Below are 21,370 nucleotides of genomic sequence, written 5' to 3' on the forward strand. Positions count from 1 at the left end.
CGACGCATGTGATTTAGTTTCCTGCCGCCACGATCCCCTACCCAAACACAAGGATTTTCCATGGCCCTTTCCGAACAGCGCTCTTCCCGCTCCGCCCGCCGTGGCGTCGCTGGACTAACTGCTGCCGTGATGATGGGCTTCCTCAGCATCACGCCAGCACATGCCGGCGCCCCCGACCTCTCCTCGCTGGTGAACATTCCACAGAGCAGTAACCCGCTGGACAGCCTCGGCCGCCCCACCCCGGAGACGCAGGAGCGTGTTCGCGCTTTCGCGGCACAGCCATGGATCCCACAGGAGGCCCGCAGCGCCATCCTCACCGCCCTTAACTTCTCCGCCGGTGACGGCGGCGAAGGCGGTGTGGCCATGCCGGAGGGAAACAACCCCGGCTTCCGCCAGTTCTACTGGCCTACGGTCTCCGCGCAGTGCATCGGCGGGCAGGGCGATTCGGTGGGCTCCGCCATCGCCGTGCCTGGCCCGACCGATATGCCGGCCCCAGGCGCAGGCGAAGGAGAAACCGTCTTCCTCTTCACCGCGCTGGGCACCCCCACCGCCGCTGAGCAGCAGGGTGCCATGAGCGTCCAGTGGTTCAACCTGGATACCTTCCAGTTCGGCATCACTCCCCTGTTCAACAACGGCATCAACGCCGATGGGCCGACCACGGTCTCGGGCCGCGCAGCAACGGGCAAGGGCACCGTCGTGGCGGTCCTCTCCGGTGCGGTCAACACTGCTGAATCCTCGTGTTCTTTCCCACCTACCGCGGCTTACCTCGAGGTTAACTAATGAGCACTGACCTGCACCCAGTCAAGCAAGAAACCTTTAACACCACCGACAACATCAACGTCGACCCGAAAGGTTTTCAGCGGGAGGTAGACACCTACCGGGTCACCGACTTTGGCCTTTACATGGCCCGCGGCGCCAACCACCCGCGCTTCGGCTACCTTGAATCCTGGTTGCTCCCGGAGCTGGGCCTGCGCGCCAATATCTTCCACTTCCGCGAGGGCGTGGATGTCCACCAAGATTTCTACATCGACGTCGCTGATATCGACGTCGACGGTGATGTGTGGACTACCCGCGATCTTTATGTCGACTTGGTCTCCACCTCCGGCGAGCCGGTTGATGTGCTCGACATCGACGAGCTAGCCGCCGCAACCTCCAACGGCCTCATCAGCGCCGAGGAGGCCGAGCGCGCCATGGAGCGCACGCTTACCGCCGTCGAGGGCATCACGCGCTACGGCGATGACGCCATGAGCTGGCTGCGCACGCTGGGCATGGAACTTACCTGGGCAGAAAATGTGGAGCTCGTTCCTGCCGAGTAACCTAGGGTAAACACTTACCCCTACACCACAAGGAAGTGAGCCATGGCCGGTGGCCTTTTTGCCCTGCTTGATGACGTCGCCCTGATCGCCCGCTCCGCTGCCTCCAGCGTCGACGACGTAACAGCATTGGCCGGAAAGACCTCGGTGAAAGCAGCGGGAGTCGTCGTCGATGACGCCGCTGTCACGCCCCAATACGTCCAAGGCGTCAAACCGCAGCGTGAGCTGCCGATGATTTGGCGGATTACCAAGGGCTCGCTCATCAACAAGCTCGTCATCATCCTGCCGATTGCGCTCATCCTGTCGTGGATCGCTCCTTGGGCGCTCACCCCCATCCTCATGTGCGGCGGCACATACCTGTGCTTCGAGGGCGCGGAAAAGATCTTCCATGCCGTCCTCCACCGCGGCGAAGAGGAGCAGCAGACCGTTGAAGAAAAGGGCACCGACGCGGAGGATTCCCTGGTCAAATCCGCGATCACCACGGACCTCATCCTCTCCGCCGAGATCATGGTGATTTCCCTCAACGAGGTCATGGACCAGCCCTTCTGGCTGCGCCTAGGCGCCTTGGTTGCCGTCGGAATTCTCCTGACTTTGGGCGTCTATGGCGCCGTCGGGCTCTTGGTCAAAATGGACGATATCGGCCTCGCCCTGCTCAAGCGCCACGATGGCGATTCGGCCGTGGGTACCGCCCTAGTCAAGGGCATGCCCATCGTGCTCAACGTCATCGGCATTATCGGCACCGCCGCCATGTTGTGGGTCGGCGGCCACATCGTGGTCAAGGGCTTGAGCGAGTTCGGCGCTGAGCAGCCCTATGGCTTCATCCACCACGTAACCGAGAGCATCAGCAATGGCGCGCTCGCCTGGTTGGCGGACACCGGCTTGTCCATGGTGTGCGGCTTTATTCTGGGCGCCGTTATCGTCACCATCATTATGGCGGTCAAGGCCACCGCGGAGCGCGTTAAATAAACATCGCGAGCGACACTGCCATGACCGCCATACCAGCGATGAGGCCGTAGATGGCGCAGTGGTGTTCGCCGGTCTCCTCCGCCGTGGGCAAAAGCTCATCCAGGGAGATGAACACCATGATTCCTGCGATGACGGCAAAGCTTATGCCAAACGTCATCGGGCCAATGAACGGCATGAGCAGAGCGAATCCAATAATGGCGCCGACAGGCTCAGCGAGCCCAGAAATCGTGGCCCACCAAAATGCCTTCGTGCGCGAGCCCATGGCGCTGCGCAAGGGAACCGCAACCGCAATGCCTTCCGGAATGTTGTGGATGGCGATGGCCACAGCAACGGGGATCGCAATCTCGGGGGCTTCGAGGCCCGAGAGAAATGTGGCAAATCCCTCGGGGAAGTTGTGGATGGCCAGCGCGAAGGCGGTGAATATGCCGGTCTTCATCAGCCTCTTGCGGCGTGCTTCTTCCTCTGTAGTGGCCGGCTCGTGCGGGTTAATCTCCTCGGGAACGAGGCGGTCGATAATGGCGATGACCGCAATGCCGGCGAAGAACGCCGCCATCATCGTCCACGTGGCAGTGGCCTCTCCCCCAAGGGTGCTTTCCAGCTTCTCTAGGGACTGCGGCAGGATCTCCATAAAAGAGACGTAGAGCATCACGCCCGCGGACAAGCCCAGGGCGGCGGCCATGAACTTCGGGCCGGGCTCGCGCTTGCCGACGGCCAGGGCGCCACCGATGGACGTCGACAAGCCAGACAGCAGCACGAGGCCGAATGCGAAGGCGACGGTGGCTAGATCCATAGTGGGAAACTATAGCTTGTCGGTGCTGTCCTCTGGCGGTAGCGCAAGTGACTCGCCGTCCTTGACTGTCGGGTCGTCGTCGGTGTATTCGCCGGTCTCATAGTCATAGCCCACGGCGTGTCCATCTTCATCCGTGCGCGCGTACCACTCGGTGACTTCAACCGCGGTGGAATCAAAGTCTGCACCAGTGGCGTAGGCGGAATCATCCGTTGTGGGCTCAATGGCCAACGCAAAGTTATCGCCGTGGTCCCGCACGCCGTGGATGATGGCATTGGACACTGCTTGTTCTTCATAGAACGTGCGGATCGCGGCGGGGTCGTGACGCAACTCCCGAATCAACGCGATGCACATGAGCACAATGATGACCGCGAAAGGCAATGCAGTCACGGTGATGAGGTTCTGGAGGCCTTGCAGCGCATTACGGCCGCCCGCGAGAAGAATCACTACGGCGATTCCCGCCATGCACATGACCCAGAAGATGGTGACCCCGGGCTTCGGCTTCGGGTTGCCGCGTTGCGTGAGCTGTGAGTTCACGATGGACGCGGAATCCGCCGTGGTGATGAAGAAGACGATGAGCATGACGAGCACGAGCGGCGCCATGATCTGCGACCCCGGCAGGTGATCCAGAACGGTGAAGAAGATATCTTCTGCAGGCGGCATGGAGTCAATCGTTCCATCGGGCGCAATATCTCCGTCGCGACGCTGCAGCCAGATTGTCGTTCCGCCCAGAATGGTGAAAGCACAGACAATGATGGCGGAAGGAATAAGCAAGACGCCCAAGATGTACTGGCGGATGGTACGCCCGCGCGAGATCTTGGCCACGAACACACCGACGAAGGGCGCCCAGGACACCCACCAGGCCCAGTAGAACGTGGTCCAGGAGGACAAGAATGACACCATTTCTTCGCCTTGTCCCATGTTGGCGGAGAGCATGCTCGGCATCTCATCGAGGTACTCAATGATGACGGCGGGCAGCATGTTGGCCAGGAAGGCGGTGGGCCCCACGACAAAGAAGAAGACCGCGAGCCCGAGCGCCAAGACAAGGTTGATGTTGGACAGCCAGCGGATTCCTTTCGATACACCCGAGACCGCGGAGAAGATCGTGCCGATGGACAGCACTATGATGATGACCAGTGCCGCCGTGTTGCCCGTGGTTGACCAGCCGCTGACGATTTCCACGCCGCGGCCGATCTGCAAGGCTCCAATACCAAGTGTTGCCGCGGTGCCGAAGAGCGTGGCGATGATCGCTAGCCCGTCGATGATGCGCGCGGGTATGGAGTCCGTCTCGCGGTTGCCAAAAAGCGGCATGAGGATAGAGCTCATCAACGGCACTCGCCCGCGGCGGTAGGACACGTAGGCCACGCACAGTCCGACGATGGCATAGATTGCCCACGCATTGATTCCCCAGTGCATTGCTGCTTGAGCCATCGCGCCCATGACGGCGTCATCGCTGGCGGCCTCATAAGCGCCGGGCCGGGGTGACAGGTAGTAGCTCAGCGGTTCGAAGGGGCCGAAGAAGATAATTCCGATGCCGATGCCGGCTCCAAAGAGCATCGCTGCCCAGCTCACAGTGGAGAATTCCGGCTTCTCTCCATCCACGCCCAAGGGGATTTTTCCGTACTTGGAGAAAGCAAGGATGAGGAGCAAGAACATCAGGAAGGTTGCCAGGGTGGTAAAGATCCATCCCAGGTTGCGCATGACCCAGTCCAAGGCCGCGGAGGAGGCGTTGAAAACCTGATCGGGCGCAAAGACGCCCCAGGCCACAAAGGCCACAATGAGTCCGCCCACGACGATCAAGATGGGCTTGTCCACCCCATACTTCACCTTCTGGTCCTCGATAGACACGCCCGGCACCAAGGCCGGGTGAATGTTGTGCGGATAGATAATATCTTTAAGAATCCGCTTAGCCTCGCGCGTACGCTTCTTGCTCTGATCGGTATTGTTCACCGAACTACGAGAATCAGCCGTGATGGGTCTTCACTCCTTATTCGATATGTTGTTGTTTAAGTCTTCTATCGACCGTATCGGAGATCCGGCTCCTGCGTAAGCTTGAGACAAGTCCGTCGATTCCCATCTGACCCACGAGGTGACTGACGCAACTATGGCGCTGTATCCGCTAGCTCCTTCTTATTTTGGTGTCGAGCACGTCGCGGTTCTTGAGCACGTGAACTTCTCCACCGCGTTGAGCATCCCTGGGTTGGCGCAGGAGCCTGCGCTCGTCGACGTTTCCTTGCTCCCCGACCCCACCACCGGGGGCTGGCGCGTACATTCAGCTTTCGGTTTCTTGGGTTCACTCGATGGCGAGGAGTCCGCAGAGTATCCCGCCCTGAATCGACTGCGCACGGCGGCGATGAACCCGGCGACGCATGCCACCGTCGACATTGTCGACGGTGAGGTGGAGATCGCCCTCGCCTTGGGGCTCGACCCGTGGATGGTTCCCGCCAACAACCAACCGGCGGGTACCGCGCTGCTCAACGGCGGACAGGGCGCGCTTGTTCGCGTCGCGGAAGGCGAGCTCACCGCATATCAGCTCCGCACGATGGGCACGGAACAGTTCTTCGTGACGCTCGTGCTTCTCGACGACACCGTCCTCGCCACCCACGACAACCTCGTCCTCGGTCCGTGCGCGGGGCTCTCCGATGCCCCAGCGCTGGCCGCCGCGTTCGCGGCCGCCACCCAATCCGGTGCCTCCCTTGCCGCCCGTGCTTATGCTGCCGCGGGCCGCATCGCAGTGGACCTTCCCCTCGACCCCGAAGACCCTGCTCACCCTGCTGAACTCTTCATGCCCGCGGCCCCACCTCTGCCAATCGACCCAGACAAGCCTGCCATCCCGCCAGTGCTCAACCCCAATGCCGATTGGGAGTTCACTGCCCCGGCCGATCCCCTTGCCTCACCGCTGCCGGCCGGTCCACGAGCCTTCGCGTCCCCCAAAGACACCTTTTAACTGGCACCTTATGCGCTTAACCTAATACACTGACCTGGGATTTCTCCGAAATCCGGCCACAAATGGTGCCTTTACTTTGGTTCCTTTGCCCCTGCCGCGCGCACGAATCGCTTTCCGTCGACTAGGCGCGTCGCACCCGTGGCGTCGAGGTGCTCCAGCACCGGGATGGCAACCCGGCGCGTCGTTCCAAGTGCCTTGCGCGCCTCCGAGAGGGTGAAGGGCTGTTCCAACTGTGAGACCACGGCGAGTGCCTCGCGCGGAGCTGAAGGCAGAAGCACCACACCGTTAGCCAGCCGGAGCAGGCGACCGGCGCGTTCAGCAGCGGCCAGCTCTTTCGGTCCCAGTCCCAGCTCTTTGAGGTCTTCCGCTTCCGGGGCAGCAAAGGGGTCCTCGCGCAGTCGCCGCTCGAGCTCCGCCACTCCCCTCTCCGCGGGGCCGAGGTCGACGGTCTGCCCGGGCATGCGCAGCACGCCATCAACTGTCTCGAGCTTGGCAGCTGCTACCGCTAGGCCTAACAAGGCCGGCTCGGTCAGTCCCAGTGCATCCATGGCCGCTGCCTTCGTCAGCCCCGGGGAGAGCGGATTCGCCTCGGCATGGGCTTCCACAGCCTGAATCAAAGCCCCTTTCCACGCAGTGACCTGACTGGCGGCGATCCACCAGTCGCGGAACTCAATGACTCCCGCCGGCTTCTCTGCCACAGAAAAGCCGTCGCGCACAAGACCACGCAGCTCCGCGTAGCCACAGCGCTTGAGCCACTGGGCCGGGTTCGTTGCTTCTAAAGCTTCTAGCTCAACAGCGCGCTTCTTGGCATCACCGCGCCTATTTAATTCAGCTGGGTGCACATCCACCACTTCTAAACCGGCCACGACGTGCCGCCCGCCCGGACTGCGCACCACAAACCTATCGAGCAAAGTAAGCGGTAACGGGCTTTCCAGAGTCAACCGCGCGAACTCACCTCTTAAAGGCCGCAGCCGCGCGCCCACTCCCGCGGTGCCGATGTGCACCACGAGGTTCTGCGGAAGCTCGCTCATGTCAGTACCGAACGTTCGCCGCACATCCACGGTGTCGAGCACACGCCAGCACCCAGGGCTAAGCAAAGCATCTCCGCGATGAACCTGGTCCGCAGCCACCCCGCGCAAGTTGAGCGCCACGCGCGTGACGGGTGCAGCGCTGTCCACTGCCTTGTTCTCACTGTGCACCCCACGCACCGTGACGCGTTGCCCACTGAGCTCAAGGCCATCGCCTACCGAAACCGTCCCGGCCGCCAGCGTTCCCGTCACCACGGTTCCAGCGCCCTTCACGCTGAAGGCGCGATCCACCCACAACCGCACGCGCGCCTGCGGATCCGACGTGGGCATACCGGCGAGAACCCGGTCCAGTTCGGCACGCAGCTTCTCCACGCCCTCGCCGGTCTTCGCCGAGACTTCGACTACGGGAGCGTCGGCAAGCGCTGTTCCAGCCAGTTCTGCTTTGACCTGCGCGGCTACCTCTGCCCGGCGGGCAGTATCAGCCCTATCAGCACGAGTCAGCGCCACCACGCCGTGCTCGATTCCCAGAGCGCGCAGAGCATCGCGGTGGTCTGTGGACTGTGCCTGCCAGCCTTCATCGGCCGCCACCACAAAGAGAACCACCGATGCCGGCCCCACCCCGGCCAGCATGTTGCCCAAGAACTTCTCGTGCCCCGGCACATCGACAAATGCGACGTCCGCGCCCGAGTCCAGCCTCGTCCACACAAAACCTAAGTCGATGGTCAATCCCCGCCGCTTTTCTTCCTCCCAGCGGTCCGGTTCCATCCCCGTCAACGCCTTGACCAGGCTCGACTTGCCGTGATCCACGTGCCCCGCAGTGGCCACTACATACACCTAGATCACCGCCCGCAATGCCGCGATGAGTTCTGCATCCTGTACCTCCGGCACGCAGCGCACATCCACCAGGCAGCGTCCCTGATTCACGCGCGCCACCACAGGAGGCTCACCCAACCGCAACGGCCGCGCCAACTCCTCTGGCAACGCCACGGCCCACCCCGGTAGCGGCACCTCGGGTGCCCCGCCGCCGCCGACGCGTCCGGCGTGTTCGACGACCTCACCGCCAACTGCCGCTGCCACCTTCTCCGTGCGCTCGCGGTGGCGCTGCGGATCAATGTGGAGCGCGTCCTGCACGGCGTTGGAGGGCGTGGACAGAGAGGCCTCGAGCGCGTTGAGCCGTAGCTTATCGATGCGCACCGCCCGCGCCAACGGGTGCTTCTTGCACGCAGCAATCGCAGCCTTCGTGCCCACGAGCACCCCGGCCTGCGGGCCGCCGAGCAGCTTATCCCCTGAAAAGAGGACAACGTCGGCGCCATCGCGAAGAGCCTCGCTGGCGGAGGGTTCTGCCGGCAGCGCGTCATCTGGTCTAAGCAACCCCGAACCGATATCCACGATGAGCGGCAAGTCGGTAAGCGCACGAAGCTCAGCAACCGATACCGACGAGGTAAACCCACTGATCAGGAAGTTGGAGGGATGCACCTTCAAGATGGCTCCCGTGTCCTCCCCCATCGCCCGCTCATAGTCCGCCACGTGCGTGCGGTTCGTCGCGCCGACCTCCCGCAAGCGGGTGGCCGTGGACTCGATGAGCTCGGGCAAGCGGAATCCCGCGCCAATCTCAATGAGCTCACCGCGGGAGATGATGACTTCCTTGCCAGGGGCCAAGGCCGCCGTAGCCAACAGCAGCGCGGAGGCACCGTTGTTCACTATCAGCGCATCCTCCGCGCCGGGGCATGCAGCCAATACCGCATCAACGGCCGCGCGGCCCCTATCTCGTGAGCGCAGGCCGCTGTCCAGATCCATCTCAACGTCCGTATACGATGCCGCGGACACTAGCGCATCTACCGCTGCCGGCGGTAAAGGAGCCCTGCCCAAGTTCGTGTGGATGATGACGCCAGTGGCGTTGATGACGTGGCGCAAGGAATATGGCTGCACAGCATCGAGCCTGGCGGACAGCTCCTCCTCAATCTGGGAGGGGGCGAGGGAGCCGGAGCGGGCGTCGGCAAGCACGGCGTCGATGATCGCGCGCACCGAGTGCGGCGCCAGGCGGTGGTGGGCATCCTGCACCGCCGGGTACTGGAGGATCTCATCCATCTTCGGGATAAAGCGGCGGGGGTCAGTCATCAAAGTTCCTCCTAGCTGCGCACATGGCGGAGACGGACAGGAATCGAACCTGCCAGACCGAGATACTCGGCCTCACCGGTTTTGAAGACCGGGGCGCCCACCAGGACACGTACGCCTCCGTCTGCTCACCTTACACGGGGCTAAAGTAGGACTTATGACTGACATTAAACTTACGTCCTTTGCCGCCGGTGGCGGCTGCGCCTGCAAGATTCCCCCGGGAGAACTCGAGTCTGCTGTGGAGGGCCTCGTGGGTACCGCGGACCCCAACGTGCTGGTGGGGCTTGACGACGGCGACGATGCCTCCGCCGTGCGCATCCCAAACGGCCTGGCGGTCATCTCTACCGCGGATTTCTTCACGCCGATGCTCAATGATCCCTACGACTGGGGCCGCGTGGCTGCTGCCAATGCGCTTTCCGACGTCTACGCCATGGGCGGCACCCCCATTACCGCCATCAACCTGGTTGGCTGGCCACGCGAGGTGCTTGGTCTCGACATTTTGCGCGAGGTTCTGCGCGGCGGCATGGACGTGGCATCTCAGGCCGGCATCTCCATTACCGGCGGTCACTCCATCACCGCACCGGAACCCACCTATGGTTTGGCAGCCACGGGTATCGTCCACCCGGACAAAATCCTGCGCAACGACGCCGCCGAAGCAGGGCTTCCCATCACGCTGACCAAGCCGATTGGCGTGGGCATCCTCAATAACAAGCACAAGGCCACCGGCGATGTCTCCCAGGCCGCGGTGGACTCCATGACCGCGCTTAATCGGGATGCCTCTGCGGCAGCCGTGGCGGCCGGGGTGCGCGCGGCAACCGATGTCACCGGCTTTGGTCTTCTGGGCCATCTCTACAAGATGTGCCGCGCCTCCGGTATAGGCGCAGAGCTGGACTTCTCAGCTGTTCCTGCGATTGAAGGTGCCAAGGATGCCTTGGCGGATGGCTTCATCCCGGGTGGCTCGCGCCGCAATCTGGATTGGGTGCGCCCCCACCTCGACACAGATTTGAGCGAGGAAGACTTGATTTTCCTCGCCGATGCCCAAACATCCGGTGGACTCCTCGTCATCGGCGAGGTTCCCGGCTACCCAGTCATTGGCCGGACTGTGCCGGGCGATGCACGGATTTCTATCCGCTAGTCACCGTCGAATGGCTGAGGCCCTCTGCCCTGCGGCGGGCTTCAGCGCGCCGCTTTTGGGGGCCAATGCTTGTCGACGGATCCTTCACCGCCTCCAGCCCAGCGTTGAGCACGCCAAAGCGCGTGCACGCGGATCCCGCCATGAGCGCCACGCCGGATACCACCGACACCGCGCGCGACTTTGTCGCCGACGCGATTACGGTTCCCACCCCACCCGCGGCGATGAGCGCCTCAGAGGCCTTCATGAGTTTCCCGGGCGTGCCTTCGTGCAGCGGGCGAAGAGGCTCAGGCTCCATGTTCGCTTCCATGACACGGGTCGCGGCCAGATCGGCCGCTGCGGCAGTAATACCGAGCGCTCGTGCCGCGCCCGCATTCTCCACCGGGGTAAAGACCATGACAGCACCCGACGCCGCTGCCGAGGCCGAGGACACGAACACATAGGGCAGGTGCTTCTTCGCGTCATTCCACGTCGGGTTTGATGTGTTGGCCAACAGCACCGCGGTGTAACCCGCCAGCGGTCCGCCAAGCACGCCGGCGACAGCGCCTGCTGGGCCCGCGGCCTTATTGAGGAGGCGGCGAAGCGGCTCCGGCAGCACACCACCGACCAGCTCGTCCGCTTCCACGACCGCGGGCAGGGCCGCGGCGGAAGCGAAGCTGCCCAGGATCCACGAGCCGATGGACATCGGCGAGGTCACCTTGAAGACGCGGAACATGTTGAGCAGGCGCTCTGGGCGGCCGAGGTCCAGCACCAAAAAGACCGAACCTACCGACGCCGCGGAGAAAGCCGTCAACCGCGTCGAGCGTTTCAGCGGTGCGTTCCCAGTGGCCTGGGCACCGGCGGCCAACATCGCAGAACCGCCGGCCACGCCGCCGAGGAAGAAATAGCCGCCGATGGGCCACTCCCACGGCGGGGCCTTGACTACTGGCTTGCCGTAATACGAGGAGAACTCGAAGTCCTCGGCCATGCGCTCTTCTTTGGAACCATCCTGTGCGCCGGCTCCGACTCGTCCACGCCGGCGCTTCTTGCCGCCGCCACGCCTGCGCCTAGGCTCCTGCGGCGGGCGGTACTCATCAAACTCGCTCACTTGCGGCCTCCCAACATGAATGCCCCGGCCACAGCCAGCGCCATTCCTCCGATAGCTTTCGCTGCGGTCTTGTACATCTGCGGCAAATCCGCCGTGGGCACGCGCGGATCCGGCGGCAGCCCATAAACCTCAGGAGAGTCGAGCAACAAGAAGATTGATCCCGTTCCCCCAACACCATCTTGCGAGTTTGCTCCGTAGAGACGAGCCTCCGTCAGCCCTTGCTCGTGGAGGACGCGCACGCGCTCCCGCGCTGCGGCAAGCATCTCCTCGTAGGGGCCGAATTGGATGGAGTCCGTCGGGCAGGTCTTGGCGCAGGCAGGCTGCTCACCAATTTTCAGGCGGTCATAGCACATGGTGCATTTCTGGGCCACGCCCAGATTCTTAATGGGCATGGCCTGTCCCGGTGTATGGTCGGGGCCCTGCGGCTTGAGTTGCTTCAGCTTTGCCAACACGTTTACGCCCGCGTGGTCCGGAACCTGGTAGTCCACGGTGGCCGTTTTATCCGCCTTCAGCGTCACGCCGCCGTCATCGCGGCGCTCAATCACGCCGAACGGACAACCGGCCACGCATGTCCCGCAACCATTGCACACATCATCTTGGACCACGACGGTGCCGAATTCGGAACGGAACAGCGCGCCTGTCGGGCACACGTCCAAGCATCCAGCGTTGGTGCAATGCTTGCACACGTCGGAGGACATCAACCACCGGAAATCATCGGTATCCGGGGTCATGCTTGGGGCGGAAGCTTTGGGCATGCCTAGCGAAACAAGTTTCCGTCCCTCCTCGCGAGCCTGTTGAATACGCTCGTTGCTTTGCTCAATGAAGGCCACGTGGCGCCAAGTATTGGCGCCCAGCGAACCAGTGTTGTCATAAGAGTCACCGGTGACCGCGTACCCCTCAACCGGGTTTCGGTTCCACTCCTTACACGCCACCTCGCAGGCCTTGCAGCCAATGCAAATCGAGGTATCCGTAAAGAAAGCCATGCGCTGATAGGACTCATAGCCGTGCTTATCAGCCTTTTCGGTCAAAAGATTAGCCATTGGTCCTCCTTAGCTTTCTTTGCCTTCATAGTCGGCGACGTTTCCAGCGGTCGCATCATCACCCGTGTTGTCCTCAGTAGCTGCTTTCTCAGTGCTGAAGGCATCGTCAACATCCAGGATCCGGTTGCCGGAGTCCACGGTGAGGTGCGCTCGTTCTTGGTACTCGTGCAAGAGCTGAAGACGTGCCTCGCCACGCGGACGGCGGCCCGGCTGGATATCGCACGCGCCCACCTTGGAATTCTGGATGAATACGTTTGGTTCCAGGGTCAGGCCCAACAGGTCGTTGGCGCCATCGCCGGCTACCTCGGTGGTCTCCGATTCTCCGTAGTGATACGGCAGACCGATCTGGTGGAAGTCCTCACCATTGATAGTAAGCATCTCCATGCGGTCCGTTACCAGAACCTGTGCCTCGATGACACCGCGTGGGGACACGATGGTGGCCCACTCACCGTTGACCAATCCACGCTTGGCGGCCAGCTCCTTGTCCACCTCGCAGAAGAGTCCCGGCTGCAGCTCCGCCAAATAAGGCAGGCGGCGTGACATCGCACCCGAGGTATACATCTCCGTCAGGCGATAGGTGGAGAAGACGAACGGGAAAACATCAGCACCGCGCTCCCCCGGCTCCGGGCGGGAGAGGTTGTCTTCGCGCTTAATTGTCAGACGCGTCGGCGACTGCTGCTGCTTGTACAGCGCATTGTGTACCGGTGATTCTTGCGGCTCGTAGTGAGTCGGCAGCGGGCCGTCAGACAATCCCTTCGGCGCGAACAGCCAGCCTAGGCCGTCGGCCTGCATGATAAACGGATCGTCGCCATCGAGGGCATCAGGGCCAATGGCGTCGACAGGTGCCACGTAGTCCGGGCGCTTCGTCAACGGGAAGTCGGGCACGTCATCGCCAACCCACTTTCCTTGCTCTTCATCCCACCAGATGTACTTCTTGCGCTCCGACCACGGAGTTCCATCCGGCTTTGCGGAAGCACGGTTGTACAGGATGCGGCGATTGGCCGGCCAGACCCAGCCCCAGTCGAGAGCAACCTCGTTTTGCTCCGAACCCGGAACCTTCTTCGCGGCATGGTTGATGCCGTCCTTGTACACACCGGTGTAAATCCAGCAACCGCCGGAGGTGGAGCCATCGGTACGCATTTCTGTAAAGGCAGGCAAGAGCTGCCCCTTCTTCGGGCCGTCGAGATAGTAACCGTTGATCTCCCGCAAAATCTCATCCGAGCTCGGATCGCCGTGTTCATCTTCGGTGTAGTCCCAAGTTACGGACTTGATTGGCAGGTCGCGCGGATCAGTCGAATCCGCGAGGCGCTCCCTAATCTTCTTGCCCAGCTGGTAGAAGAACCACGCCTCACTGCGCGCTTGCCCGGGCGGCGGAACCGCTTGGAAACGCCACTGGACCATGCGCTGAGTCTGGGTAAAGGTTCCGGACTTCTCCACGTGGGTAGCTGCCGGCATGAGGAAGACCTCAGTAGCAATGTCCTCAGTCTTCAGCTCGCCGTTCTTAATCTCCGGCGAGTCCTTCCAGAAGCTTGCGGTCTCAATCTCTTGGAAGTCGCGAACAACCAGCCACTTCAGGGAAGCGAGACCGCGGCGCTGCATACCACCGTTGGACTGCGCCACCGCCGGGTTCTGGCCGAAGACAAAGTAGCCCTCTACCTCATGGCGCAGCATGGCCAGCAAGGTCTCATAGGTCGAGTGCGCACCAGAGAGACGCGGCATGAGGTTAAAGCCCCAGTCGTTCTCCTTAGTAGCGGCATCGCCCCAGTAGGATTTCATGAGCGAGACCGCGTAGTTCTCACCCAATTGCCAGAAGCCCTTCTGGTCCGCCGCGCGGAAAGAATCCAGGTAATCCGACCAGGTTTCCTGGTCCACATGCGGCATGGGCAGGTAGCCCGGAAGCGAGTTGAACAGGGTCGGGATATCCGTCGAACCCTGAATCGAAGCATGCCCGCGTAGCGCCATGATGCCGGAACCGGGGCGGCCCACGTTACCCATGAGCAGCTGCAGGATTGCCGCGGTGCGGATGAACTGTGCACCCAGAGTGTGCTGGGTAAAGCCCAAAGCGTAGGCGAAGCACGTCGTGCGCTCCGGGTTAGAGTTCTGCGCAATGGAATCCGCCAAGTAGTAGAAGTCCTCCGGCGAAATGCCGCACGTCTCCTCCACCATCTCCGGGGTGTAGCGCGAGTAGTGGCGCTTGAGAATCTGGAAGACCGTGTTCGGGTCCTCCAGCGTCATGTCCTTCTCCACGTTCCACGAGGAGCCCTCGGGCTTTTGGACATATTGCCACGAGTCCGTGACATATTTGCCCTTCTCTGCGTCGTATCCAGAGAACAGGCCCTCCAAATCCTCGGTGTCCTGGAAATCCGGCGAAATTATCGACGCCGCGTTGGTGTAATTCACCACATAATCGTGGAAATACAGGTCATTATCCAACACGTACTTGATAATCGCGCCGAGCAACACCACGTCGGTGCCACCGCGAATACCGATGTGACGGTTCGCAAAGGCAGACGTACGCGTATAACGCGGATCAACGTGAATAATGCGCGCGCCGCGCTTCTTGGCTTCAACGACCCATTGGAAACCAACTGGGTGGCATTCCGCCATGTTTGAACCCTCGATGACGATGCAGTCCGCATTCGCCATATCCTGCAGCGGTTGGGTTGCGCCGCCGCGGCCAAACGAAGTTCCTAGACTAGGAACGGTGGCGGAGTGTCATATGCGCGCCTGGTTTTCCACCTGAATGGCGCCGGTGGCAGTAAACAGCTTTTTGATGAGGTAGTTCTCCTCATTATCCAGCGTCGCACCGCCCAGTCCAGCGATACCCATCGTGCGGTTAAGGGGACGCCCCTGCTTATCGACGTCCTCCCAGTGCCTTGCGCGCGATTCCACGAAGCGGTCCGCGATCATGTTCATCGCGGTCTCTTCATCGAGCTCCTGCCATTCGGTGGCATAGGGTGCTCGGTACTTGATCGTGGTAATGCGAGTCGAGGAGTTAATGAGCTGCTCAGAAGCCGAGCCCTTAGGGCACAGACGCCCGCGGGAAATTGGGGAGTCCGGATCGCCCTCGATTTGGATGACCTTGTCGTCCTTAACATAAACGCGCTGGGAACAGCCCACCGCGCAATAGGGGCACACCGATTGCACCACGCGGTCCGCATCTACGGTGCGTCCGCGCAGATCTTCGCTCTTAGCCGACTGCGTAGACACATCGCGACCGAAGGCATCCTTGTTCCGGATCTGGCGCACGACGGGCCAGTTCAGTGGGCTAAAACGTGACATACCTTAAACCTACTTGCTTGCCCCAGCGTTTTCCAGCTGCCACTACCCCGCCTCTCCGAACAGCACCGCTGAGTACGCTGACAATTATGAACCACACTAAGCACTTTGAGCTCAAGGTCCCCGGCGGCAAGTTGCTCGTCGTTGACCTCGATTTAGACACCAACAACACGGTCACCGCCGCAAAGGTTTCCGGTGACTTCTTCCTCGAGCCTGAGGAGGCCTATGAGGCACTAGCCCCCGCCTTGGTCGGCATCACCACCGCCACCTCGACAGAAGAGATCCAGTCCCGCCTCGTTGCGGCCCTGGCTCGCGTTGACGCCCCGGTAGCTCTCCACGGCTTTGACACCCACCACCTTGCCGTCACCGTTAAGCGCGCGCTATCTGGTGGCACCGATTTCACCGACCACCACTGGGAGATCCTGCGCCCAGGTGTTCTCCCCACGCCCGTAAATGTCGCACTTGACGAGGTTCTCCTCAACGAAGTTGCTGAAGGAAAGCGCGGGCCCACGCTCCGCTTTTGGGAATGGGAAGACCGTGCCGTCGTATTCGGTTCCTACCAGTCCTATGCCAATGAGCTGGATCAGGAGGGCGTCGACAAGCATGGCATTGTTCCGGTGCGCCGAATCTCCGGCGGTGGCGCGATGTTCATGGAGGGTGGCAACTGCGTGACCTATTCCCTGTACGCCCCGGAATCGCTCGTGGCCGGCTATTCCTACGAGGCCAGCTACGAATACCTGGACCAGTGGGTGCTCGCGGCGCTGAACAAGCTTGGCGTCAATGCATGGTACGTGCCGATTAATGACATCACCTCGGACGGCGGCAAGATTGGCGGCGCCGCCCAGAAGCGCCGTAAGGGCGCGGTACTGCATCACACCACGATGAGCTATGACATCGATGCGGACAAAATGATGGAGGTCTTGCGCATCGGCAAGGTCAAGGTCTCGTCGAAGGGCCTTGCCAGCGCAAAGAAGCGCGTCGACCCGCTCCGCCGCCAGACCGGCGTACCCCGCGAGGAGATCATCGAGACCATGGCGCGCGAGTTCGCCACCCGCTATGGCGCCGTCGACGCCGTGCTTTCCGACGACTCCCTCGCCGCCGCCCGCCGCCTCGTCGACACCAAATTCCTCAACGATGAATGGACCAAGCGTATCCCATAATTTGCGGGGGAATTTCTGGGCAGCGTACGGTGTTATAAGTTCAAGTGAACCGATCGGTATGATCGTACCGAACTAAATGGTCCATTTCTATACAACACTGTCTAGAAGGAAAATCTCGTGTCAGACACTTCCTCTCGTGCATCCTCACGCACGCTGCCCTCGTGGGCCACCGGCTTTGGCGCCCAAGTTATCGCCGGTCTCATCATCGGCCTTATTCTCGGCTTCATCGCCTCCGGCATGGAGTCCGAGTGGCTCTCCGATACCCTGTCCGGCGTCGGCGGCGCGTACGTCCAATTACTCAAGGTGATGGTCCCGCCGCTCATCTTCGCGGCTGTCGTCACCTCGGTTGCCAACCTGCGCAAGGTGGCTAACGCCGCCTCGCTGGCGATCTCTACTCTGGTCTGGTTTGCCATTACGGCCTTCTTCTCCGTCTTGGCTGGCATTCTCGTCGCCCTCGTGATGAAGCCGGGCGTAGGCACAACTGTCGATGCTTCCACCGCCGCCGACCCATCCCACATCGGCTCCTGGACCGCTTTCCTCCAGCAACTTGTCCCCGCCAACTTCTTCGGTCTCACCGCTTCGCTGAGCGAAGATGAAATCTCCCTCAGCTTCGGTGCCCTTCAGCTCCTTGTCATTTCCCTTGTGCTGGGCATCGCCGCGGTCAAGGCTGGCAAGGCGGCCGATCCCTTCCTGCACTTCACCGAATCTTTCCTCAAGGTCATCCAGGTGGTCCTCTGGTGGATCATCCGCCTTGCCCCGATTGGCACCGCCGCCCTCATCGGCAAAGCCGTGGCCACCTATGGTTGGGACGCGCTTAGCTCCTTGGGCAAGTTCGTCCTCGCGATGTATGTGGGCCTTGCACTTGTAATTTTCGTGGTCTACCCCGCCGTGCTCGCATTCAACCGGATCCCGGTAGTTGGCTTCTACAAGCGAGTCTGGCCCGTCTTTTCCCTTGGCTTCGTCACCCGTTCCTCCATGGGCGTCATGCCAGTTACCCAGCGCTTTACGGAAAAGGCCATGGGCGTACCCCGCGAATACGCCTCCTTCGCCATTCCGCTGGGCGCTACCACGAAGATGGACGGCTGCGCTTCCGTCTACCCGGCCATCGCCGCCATCTTCATTGCACAGTTCTACGGCGTTGATCTCTCCTTCACCCAGTACCTGCTCATCATCTTCGTTTCCGTCATTGGTTCCGCAGCAACCGCCGGCACGACCGGCGCTACCGTCATGCTGACGCTGACGCTCTCCACGTTGGGCCTTCCGCTCGCCGGCGTGGGTCTGTTGCTGGCCATCGAACCCATCATTGATATGGGACGCACCGCCGTCAACGTCACCGGCCAATCACTGTGTGCCACCATCGTGGCCAAGCGCGCCGGCATTCAAGACGAAGCCGTCTGGGATGCTGCTGGTAACGGAGTCTCACACATAATGAACGAGGACCAAGACGCAGACGAGCCCGAGACACAGCCGGTCAACACGACTGCATAACTCTTCCTGCCCCTCCCCAAGCCTTCCTAACACGCAAGAGCCGTGTAGGAAGGCTTCGGTATTTCTGCCCAAGCGACGGGCTTTACCCGTCGTTCTTTTCGACGGTGTCAGTGTAGAGCTCGGCACTTGGAGCTATGGGGTCGTCGTTCTTTCCGACGGTGGGTGTGTTCTTGGGTTCTTTCCCTTCCGACTGTTTGGAGTGGTGTCGCCGTTTGATTCGACGAGGGCTAGGCCCCTGTTCTTCGTCATCGTCGTCGTTTGAATCGACGGGTATTCTCGCCTTTTTCGTCGTTTGATTCGACGACCCAGGTTTTAGAAGGGGATGTCCTCGCCGCTGTCAGTGTCGGTGTTGGCCTGGGTTTCGGCTTCGGCGTTGGCTTTGGTTTGGGCTTGTTGTTGTGCGTAGTCGTCGAGTTCTTGTTTGAGGTGTTGGGCTTCTTCGCGCACACGTTTCCTGGTGGCGGTGATGTGTTGGGCGACTGTTTGCGCCCACCGTTTTTGCTTGGGTGCCAGGGGCCCGTCGGCTTCGTTGATGGTCCAGGTACCGTCAGCGAAAAGCCAGATAACATCCCCACTGTAGGGGTCCAGCAGGTACTTTAAGGTGCCATCGGTTTTCATGTTGTGATGGCCTTGGCATAAACATGCCAGGTTCTTCGGATGGGTTGGCCCGCCTTCAGCCCAGTTATGCCGGTGATCCAATTGGGTAAGAAAGGCAGGTTCCTCGCATCCGCCGACCCGGCAGGTTCCGTCGCGGCCTTCGACATGCTTGCGCATAATCAGGCCCGGTTGGTAGCCGTCTGCTTCGGCTACCTCGCCGGTTAAATCCCGGGTTTTATCATGCGGCATGGGCGTTTGGCGCCAGCCGAAGCCTTCGATGAAGGTCGGGGCATCATCTATATCGCAGGCTTGGTAGGTGTGTAAGACTACGGTGGCTGGTGGCTCAATCTCACCGGAAAGCAGCTTTTTGACAGCATCCGGAATCGTCAGATCATGCTTGGCAGCGGTGTGGTGGATGAAGGCATCGAGTTTAATGCCGGTGTCTTCCCCAACCTGGAGTTCCAGCCAGGCAGAGGTTCCGTTGGAAGAAAAGCGGTAGGTGTCTTTGGGGCGGGTGTCGCGAAAAGCGATGGAATCATCCAGGGTTTTACAGATGTCGCGGACTTTACGCCTGATTTGGCTGCGGGTAGGAAAAGCCTGATTGGGTTTCGAAGGGGTGAAAAAGTCAGCCAGGATGGTGTCGATAAAATCCAGGGTTTCCGTAGTCAAGGCGGTTAGTGCCGACATGGGCTGGTCAATAGCGATGAGGGACTCGATGTCGAGCAGGCAGTGGGTGTCTTGTATGGCTTTGACTTTCGGCAGGCTATCAAGCCGGTGGATGGCACGCAGTCCGGATTTGATGTGACCTTCCGGAAGTGACCAGGCCGCCACTAAAGATAGGGCGGTGGTGTTGATATCGGCTTGTAGGCTGGGCATGGCAGCCTGCCAAGTGTCATAGATGGCACGGCGGGCTTTAGCGCGAGCAACCGCGTGTGGGTTATTAGGGTTGGTCGTTGAGAAGAAAAAGGTAGGCGGGCGTGTAGCGGTGGTGGTCATGGGTATCTCCCCCGAGATAAACCTGCATTAGAAGAAATGTTCTAAACATAATCCTAGCGGCCACCGCCACACATCGCTATAGCCAGTGGTAAATTCCCGTCAAATCATTACTATAAACGGGGGTAGACACCATGGGTTAGCCAGGACATTCGACGCCAACCAACGAAAAATCCCACCAACGTGGAATCTATTCGTAGCGCACGTCACCACGTGCAACGTCCTTGCGCCCATGAACAATGAAGTAGACCACCGAGGCCACCAGCATCAAGGCAGCCAACATCCAGTACATGACGGAGTAACCCGCCGCGGAGATGATCTGCCCCAGCAGAATCGGACCAAAGCCAATACCTAGGTCTAGCAGCAAGAAGAAGGTCGAGATCCCCGCACCCATTTCGTGCATCGGCACCAGGCGCACGGCGATAGCCTGGCCCGCCGGAAGAATTGAGCCGTAACCAAAGCCCACCAAGGCACCCGCAGCAATGATCTGCCAATCAGCTGCAGCCAGAGCAAGGACTACCAAGCCAGCAATAAAGAAGACGAGCGAGGAATAGATGATGATGTTGTCACCGCGACGATCTTGCAGCTTGCCCAGCACAAAGCGCAGAATGAGGCTCACCACCGCATAGGCCAGGAAGAAGTAGCTAGCGCCCTTCTCCAAGCCTGCATGGGAGGAGTAGCCGTTAAGAAACGTAATGATGCCCGTGTACGCGACGCCAACCAAAAGGATAAAGACGCCAAAAGGCGCCACCGCTGGGTGCACGATATTTCCCAAGGAGAAGGAGACGCTTCGACGCTCCTGCGCCGGTGCCTTGACGACGAGTCCCAACCCCAAGGCCACTACCGTGAGTGTCAGCGCCACCATAAACACGGTGTTATAGCCAGCGTGGTGGACAATCGCCAAACCAGCCGCTGGACCAAAGGCAGTGGCTAGGGTCGTCCCCAAGGCGAAGTAGCCGGTCCCCTCGGCACGACGGTGGTCCGGAATCACCGATTGCGCCACTGCCATCACAGCAGTCGAGGCCACCGCATAACCGAAGCCGTGCAAAATACGGACGGCAAAAAGCATCGGCAACGAGTGCGCTGGCATGTACAGCGCCATGGCTACAGCCACCACAATAAGCGAGGCCACCAACGAGCGTTTTCGCCCAGCCGCGTCAACGATGTAACCGGAGAAGAGACGAGCAATTGTCGCCCCCACCACAAAGGCACTGGACGCAAACCCGCCCGCCGTATCCGAAGCCTGAAACTGCTCCACGGCATAGAGCGCCATGATGGTCACAAGCAGATAGAAGACCGTGAACTGGGCGAAATTTACCAACCACGCAAACACGAATGTCGGCGTAATGAGGGACTGGGATTCAGAGGACGTTTGAGACACCTTCTTCGATAGCGTTATGGAATTAAGACTTCCACACGCTACCAAAGATCAGAGATA

At 60.9% G+C, this 21,370-nt stretch carries 16 protein-coding genes and 1 tRNA gene; 7 read left to right on the forward strand and 10 right to left on the reverse strand.

Going from position 1 to position 21,370, the window contains the following annotated elements:
* Positions 1 to 60 precede the first annotated feature (60 nt).
* From QP999_RS07730 to QP999_RS07740, 3 genes are read left to right on the forward strand one after another with little or no spacing between them, the layout of a single operon-like run.
* The gene (locus tag QP999_RS07730) at positions 61 to 780 is read left to right on the forward strand and encodes an Rv1157c family protein (protein WP_070524895.1); all 720 of its coding nucleotides are present in this window, start codon (positions 61 to 63) and stop codon (positions 778 to 780) included.
* Positions 780 to 1,316 (forward strand): ribonuclease FAU-1 family protein, encoded by a 537-nt coding sequence (locus QP999_RS07735; protein WP_070530369.1) that lies wholly within the window; start codon positions 780 to 782, stop codon positions 1,314 to 1,316. The genes QP999_RS07730 and QP999_RS07735 overlap by 1 nt, the downstream gene beginning before the upstream one ends.
* A 42-nt stretch (positions 1,317 to 1,358) precedes the next feature.
* Positions 1,359 to 2,279, forward strand: coding sequence for a DUF808 domain-containing protein (locus QP999_RS07740; RefSeq protein ID WP_284848023.1), 921 nt, complete (start codon positions 1,359 to 1,361; stop codon positions 2,277 to 2,279).
* Here the strand turns inward: QP999_RS07740 and zupT are convergent.
* Together zupT and QP999_RS07750 are read right to left on the reverse strand one after the other, a co-directional pair.
* Entirely contained in the window at positions 2,272 to 3,069 is a 798-nt protein-coding gene (zupT, locus tag QP999_RS07745) for a zinc transporter ZupT (protein WP_284848024.1), read from the reverse strand. The two genes, QP999_RS07740 and zupT, sit on opposite strands and share 8 nt — an antisense overlap.
* A 9-nt stretch (positions 3,070 to 3,078) precedes the next feature.
* A complete protein-coding gene (locus QP999_RS07750) occupies positions 3,079 to 5,016 on the reverse strand; it encodes a BCCT family transporter (protein WP_284848025.1) in 1,938 nt (645 codons plus the stop codon).
* A gap of 139 nt (positions 5,017 to 5,155) precedes the next feature.
* Between QP999_RS07750 and QP999_RS07755 the strand changes: the two genes are divergently transcribed.
* A complete protein-coding gene (locus QP999_RS07755) occupies positions 5,156 to 6,013 on the forward strand; it encodes a hypothetical protein (RefSeq protein ID WP_284848026.1) in 858 nt (285 codons plus the stop codon).
* 71 nt (positions 6,014 to 6,084) lie between these two features.
* On the opposite strand, the gene selB is transcribed toward QP999_RS07755, so the two are convergent.
* The 3 genes from selB to QP999_RS07770 all read right to left on the reverse strand — a co-directional run bounded on the left by selB (position 6,085) and on the right by QP999_RS07770 (position 9,278).
* Entirely contained in the window at positions 6,085 to 7,875 is a 1,791-nt protein-coding gene (gene selB, locus QP999_RS07760; protein WP_284848027.1) for a selenocysteine-specific translation elongation factor, read from the reverse strand.
* Complete coding sequence (gene selA / locus QP999_RS07765) at positions 7,876 to 9,159, reverse strand: L-seryl-tRNA(Sec) selenium transferase (protein WP_284848028.1); 1,284 nt, start codon at positions 9,157 to 9,159, stop codon at positions 7,876 to 7,878.
* Positions 9,160 to 9,183: 24 nt separating this feature from the next.
* A tRNA-Sec gene (locus QP999_RS07770) sits at positions 9,184 to 9,278 on the reverse strand.
* Positions 9,279 to 9,313: 35 nt separating this feature from the next.
* Between QP999_RS07770 and selD the strand changes: the two genes are divergently transcribed.
* Complete coding sequence (selD, locus tag QP999_RS07775; RefSeq protein ID WP_284848029.1) at positions 9,314 to 10,291, forward strand: selenide, water dikinase SelD; 978 nt, start codon at positions 9,314 to 9,316, stop codon at positions 10,289 to 10,291.
* On the opposite strand, the gene nrfD is transcribed toward selD, so the two are convergent.
* From nrfD to fdnG, 3 genes are read right to left on the reverse strand one after another with little or no spacing between them, the layout of a single operon-like run.
* Positions 10,281 to 11,375, reverse strand: coding sequence for an NrfD/PsrC family molybdoenzyme membrane anchor subunit (gene nrfD, locus QP999_RS07780; RefSeq protein ID WP_070524875.1), 1,095 nt, complete (start codon positions 11,373 to 11,375; stop codon positions 10,281 to 10,283). The two genes, selD and nrfD, sit on opposite strands and share 11 nt — an antisense overlap.
* A complete protein-coding gene (locus tag QP999_RS07785) occupies positions 11,372 to 12,415 on the reverse strand; it encodes a 4Fe-4S dicluster domain-containing protein (RefSeq protein WP_070524873.1) in 1,044 nt (347 codons plus the stop codon). The genes nrfD and QP999_RS07785 overlap by 4 nt, the downstream gene beginning before the upstream one ends.
* Positions 12,416 to 12,424: 9 nt before the next feature.
* On the reverse strand, positions 12,425 to 15,697 hold the full coding sequence (gene fdnG / locus QP999_RS07790) for a formate dehydrogenase-N subunit alpha (protein WP_246823655.1): 3,273 nt from the start codon (positions 15,695 to 15,697) through the stop codon (positions 12,425 to 12,427).
* 86 nt (positions 15,698 to 15,783) lie between these two features.
* Here fdnG and QP999_RS07795 point away from each other — a divergent pair, with 86 nt between their 5' ends.
* Complete coding sequence (locus tag QP999_RS07795; protein WP_070597043.1) at positions 15,784 to 16,854, forward strand: lipoate--protein ligase family protein; 1,071 nt, start codon at positions 15,784 to 15,786, stop codon at positions 16,852 to 16,854.
* Between the two features lie 117 nt (positions 16,855 to 16,971).
* Positions 16,972 to 18,342: a dicarboxylate/amino acid:cation symporter gene (locus QP999_RS07800; protein ID WP_070597044.1), complete on the forward strand. Its 1,371-nt coding sequence runs from the start codon at positions 16,972 to 16,974 to the stop codon at positions 18,340 to 18,342.
* A 312-nt stretch (positions 18,343 to 18,654) separates the two neighbouring features.
* Here the strand turns inward: QP999_RS07800 and QP999_RS07805 are convergent, their stop codons facing one another.
* On the reverse strand, positions 18,655 to 19,935 hold the full coding sequence (locus QP999_RS07805; RefSeq protein ID WP_284848030.1) for an HNH endonuclease signature motif containing protein: 1,281 nt from the start codon (positions 19,933 to 19,935) through the stop codon (positions 18,655 to 18,657).
* 187 nt (positions 19,936 to 20,122) lie between these two features.
* A complete protein-coding gene (locus QP999_RS07810) occupies positions 20,123 to 21,313 on the reverse strand; it encodes an MFS transporter (protein WP_284848031.1) in 1,191 nt (396 codons plus the stop codon).
* Positions 21,314 to 21,370: the final 57 nt, after the last annotated feature.

The organism is Corynebacterium sp. MSK004 (assembly GCF_030232515.1).
GTDB lineage: Bacteria > Actinomycetota > Actinomycetes > Mycobacteriales > Mycobacteriaceae > Corynebacterium > Corynebacterium hesseae.

Excerpts from the sequence above, each read along its gene's own strand:
- QP999_RS07730 (WP_070524895.1), top strand. The coding sequence starts at position 61 with ATGGCCCTTTCCGAACAGCGCTCTTCCCGCTCCGCCCGCCGTGGCGTC.
- QP999_RS07735 (WP_070530369.1), top strand. The coding sequence starts at position 780 with ATGAGCACTGACCTGCACCCAGTCAAGCAAGAAACCTTTAACACCACC.
- QP999_RS07740 (WP_284848023.1), top strand. The coding sequence starts at position 1,359 with ATGGCCGGTGGCCTTTTTGCCCTGCTTGATGACGTCGCCCTGATCGCC.
- zupT (WP_284848024.1), bottom strand. The coding sequence starts at position 3,069 with ATGGATCTAGCCACCGTCGCCTTCGCATTCGGCCTCGTGCTGCTGTCT.
- selA (WP_284848028.1), bottom strand. The coding sequence starts at position 9,159 with ATGACTGACCCCCGCCGCTTTATCCCGAAGATGGATGAGATCCTCCAG.
- selD (WP_284848029.1), top strand. The coding sequence starts at position 9,314 with ATGACTGACATTAAACTTACGTCCTTTGCCGCCGGTGGCGGCTGCGCC.
- QP999_RS07785 (WP_070524873.1), bottom strand. The coding sequence starts at position 12,415 with ATGGCTAATCTTTTGACCGAAAAGGCTGATAAGCACGGCTATGAGTCC.
- QP999_RS07795 (WP_070597043.1), top strand. The coding sequence starts at position 15,784 with ATGAACCACACTAAGCACTTTGAGCTCAAGGTCCCCGGCGGCAAGTTG.
- QP999_RS07805 (WP_284848030.1), bottom strand. The coding sequence starts at position 19,935 with ATGACCACCACCGCTACACGCCCGCCTACCTTTTTCTTCTCAACGACC.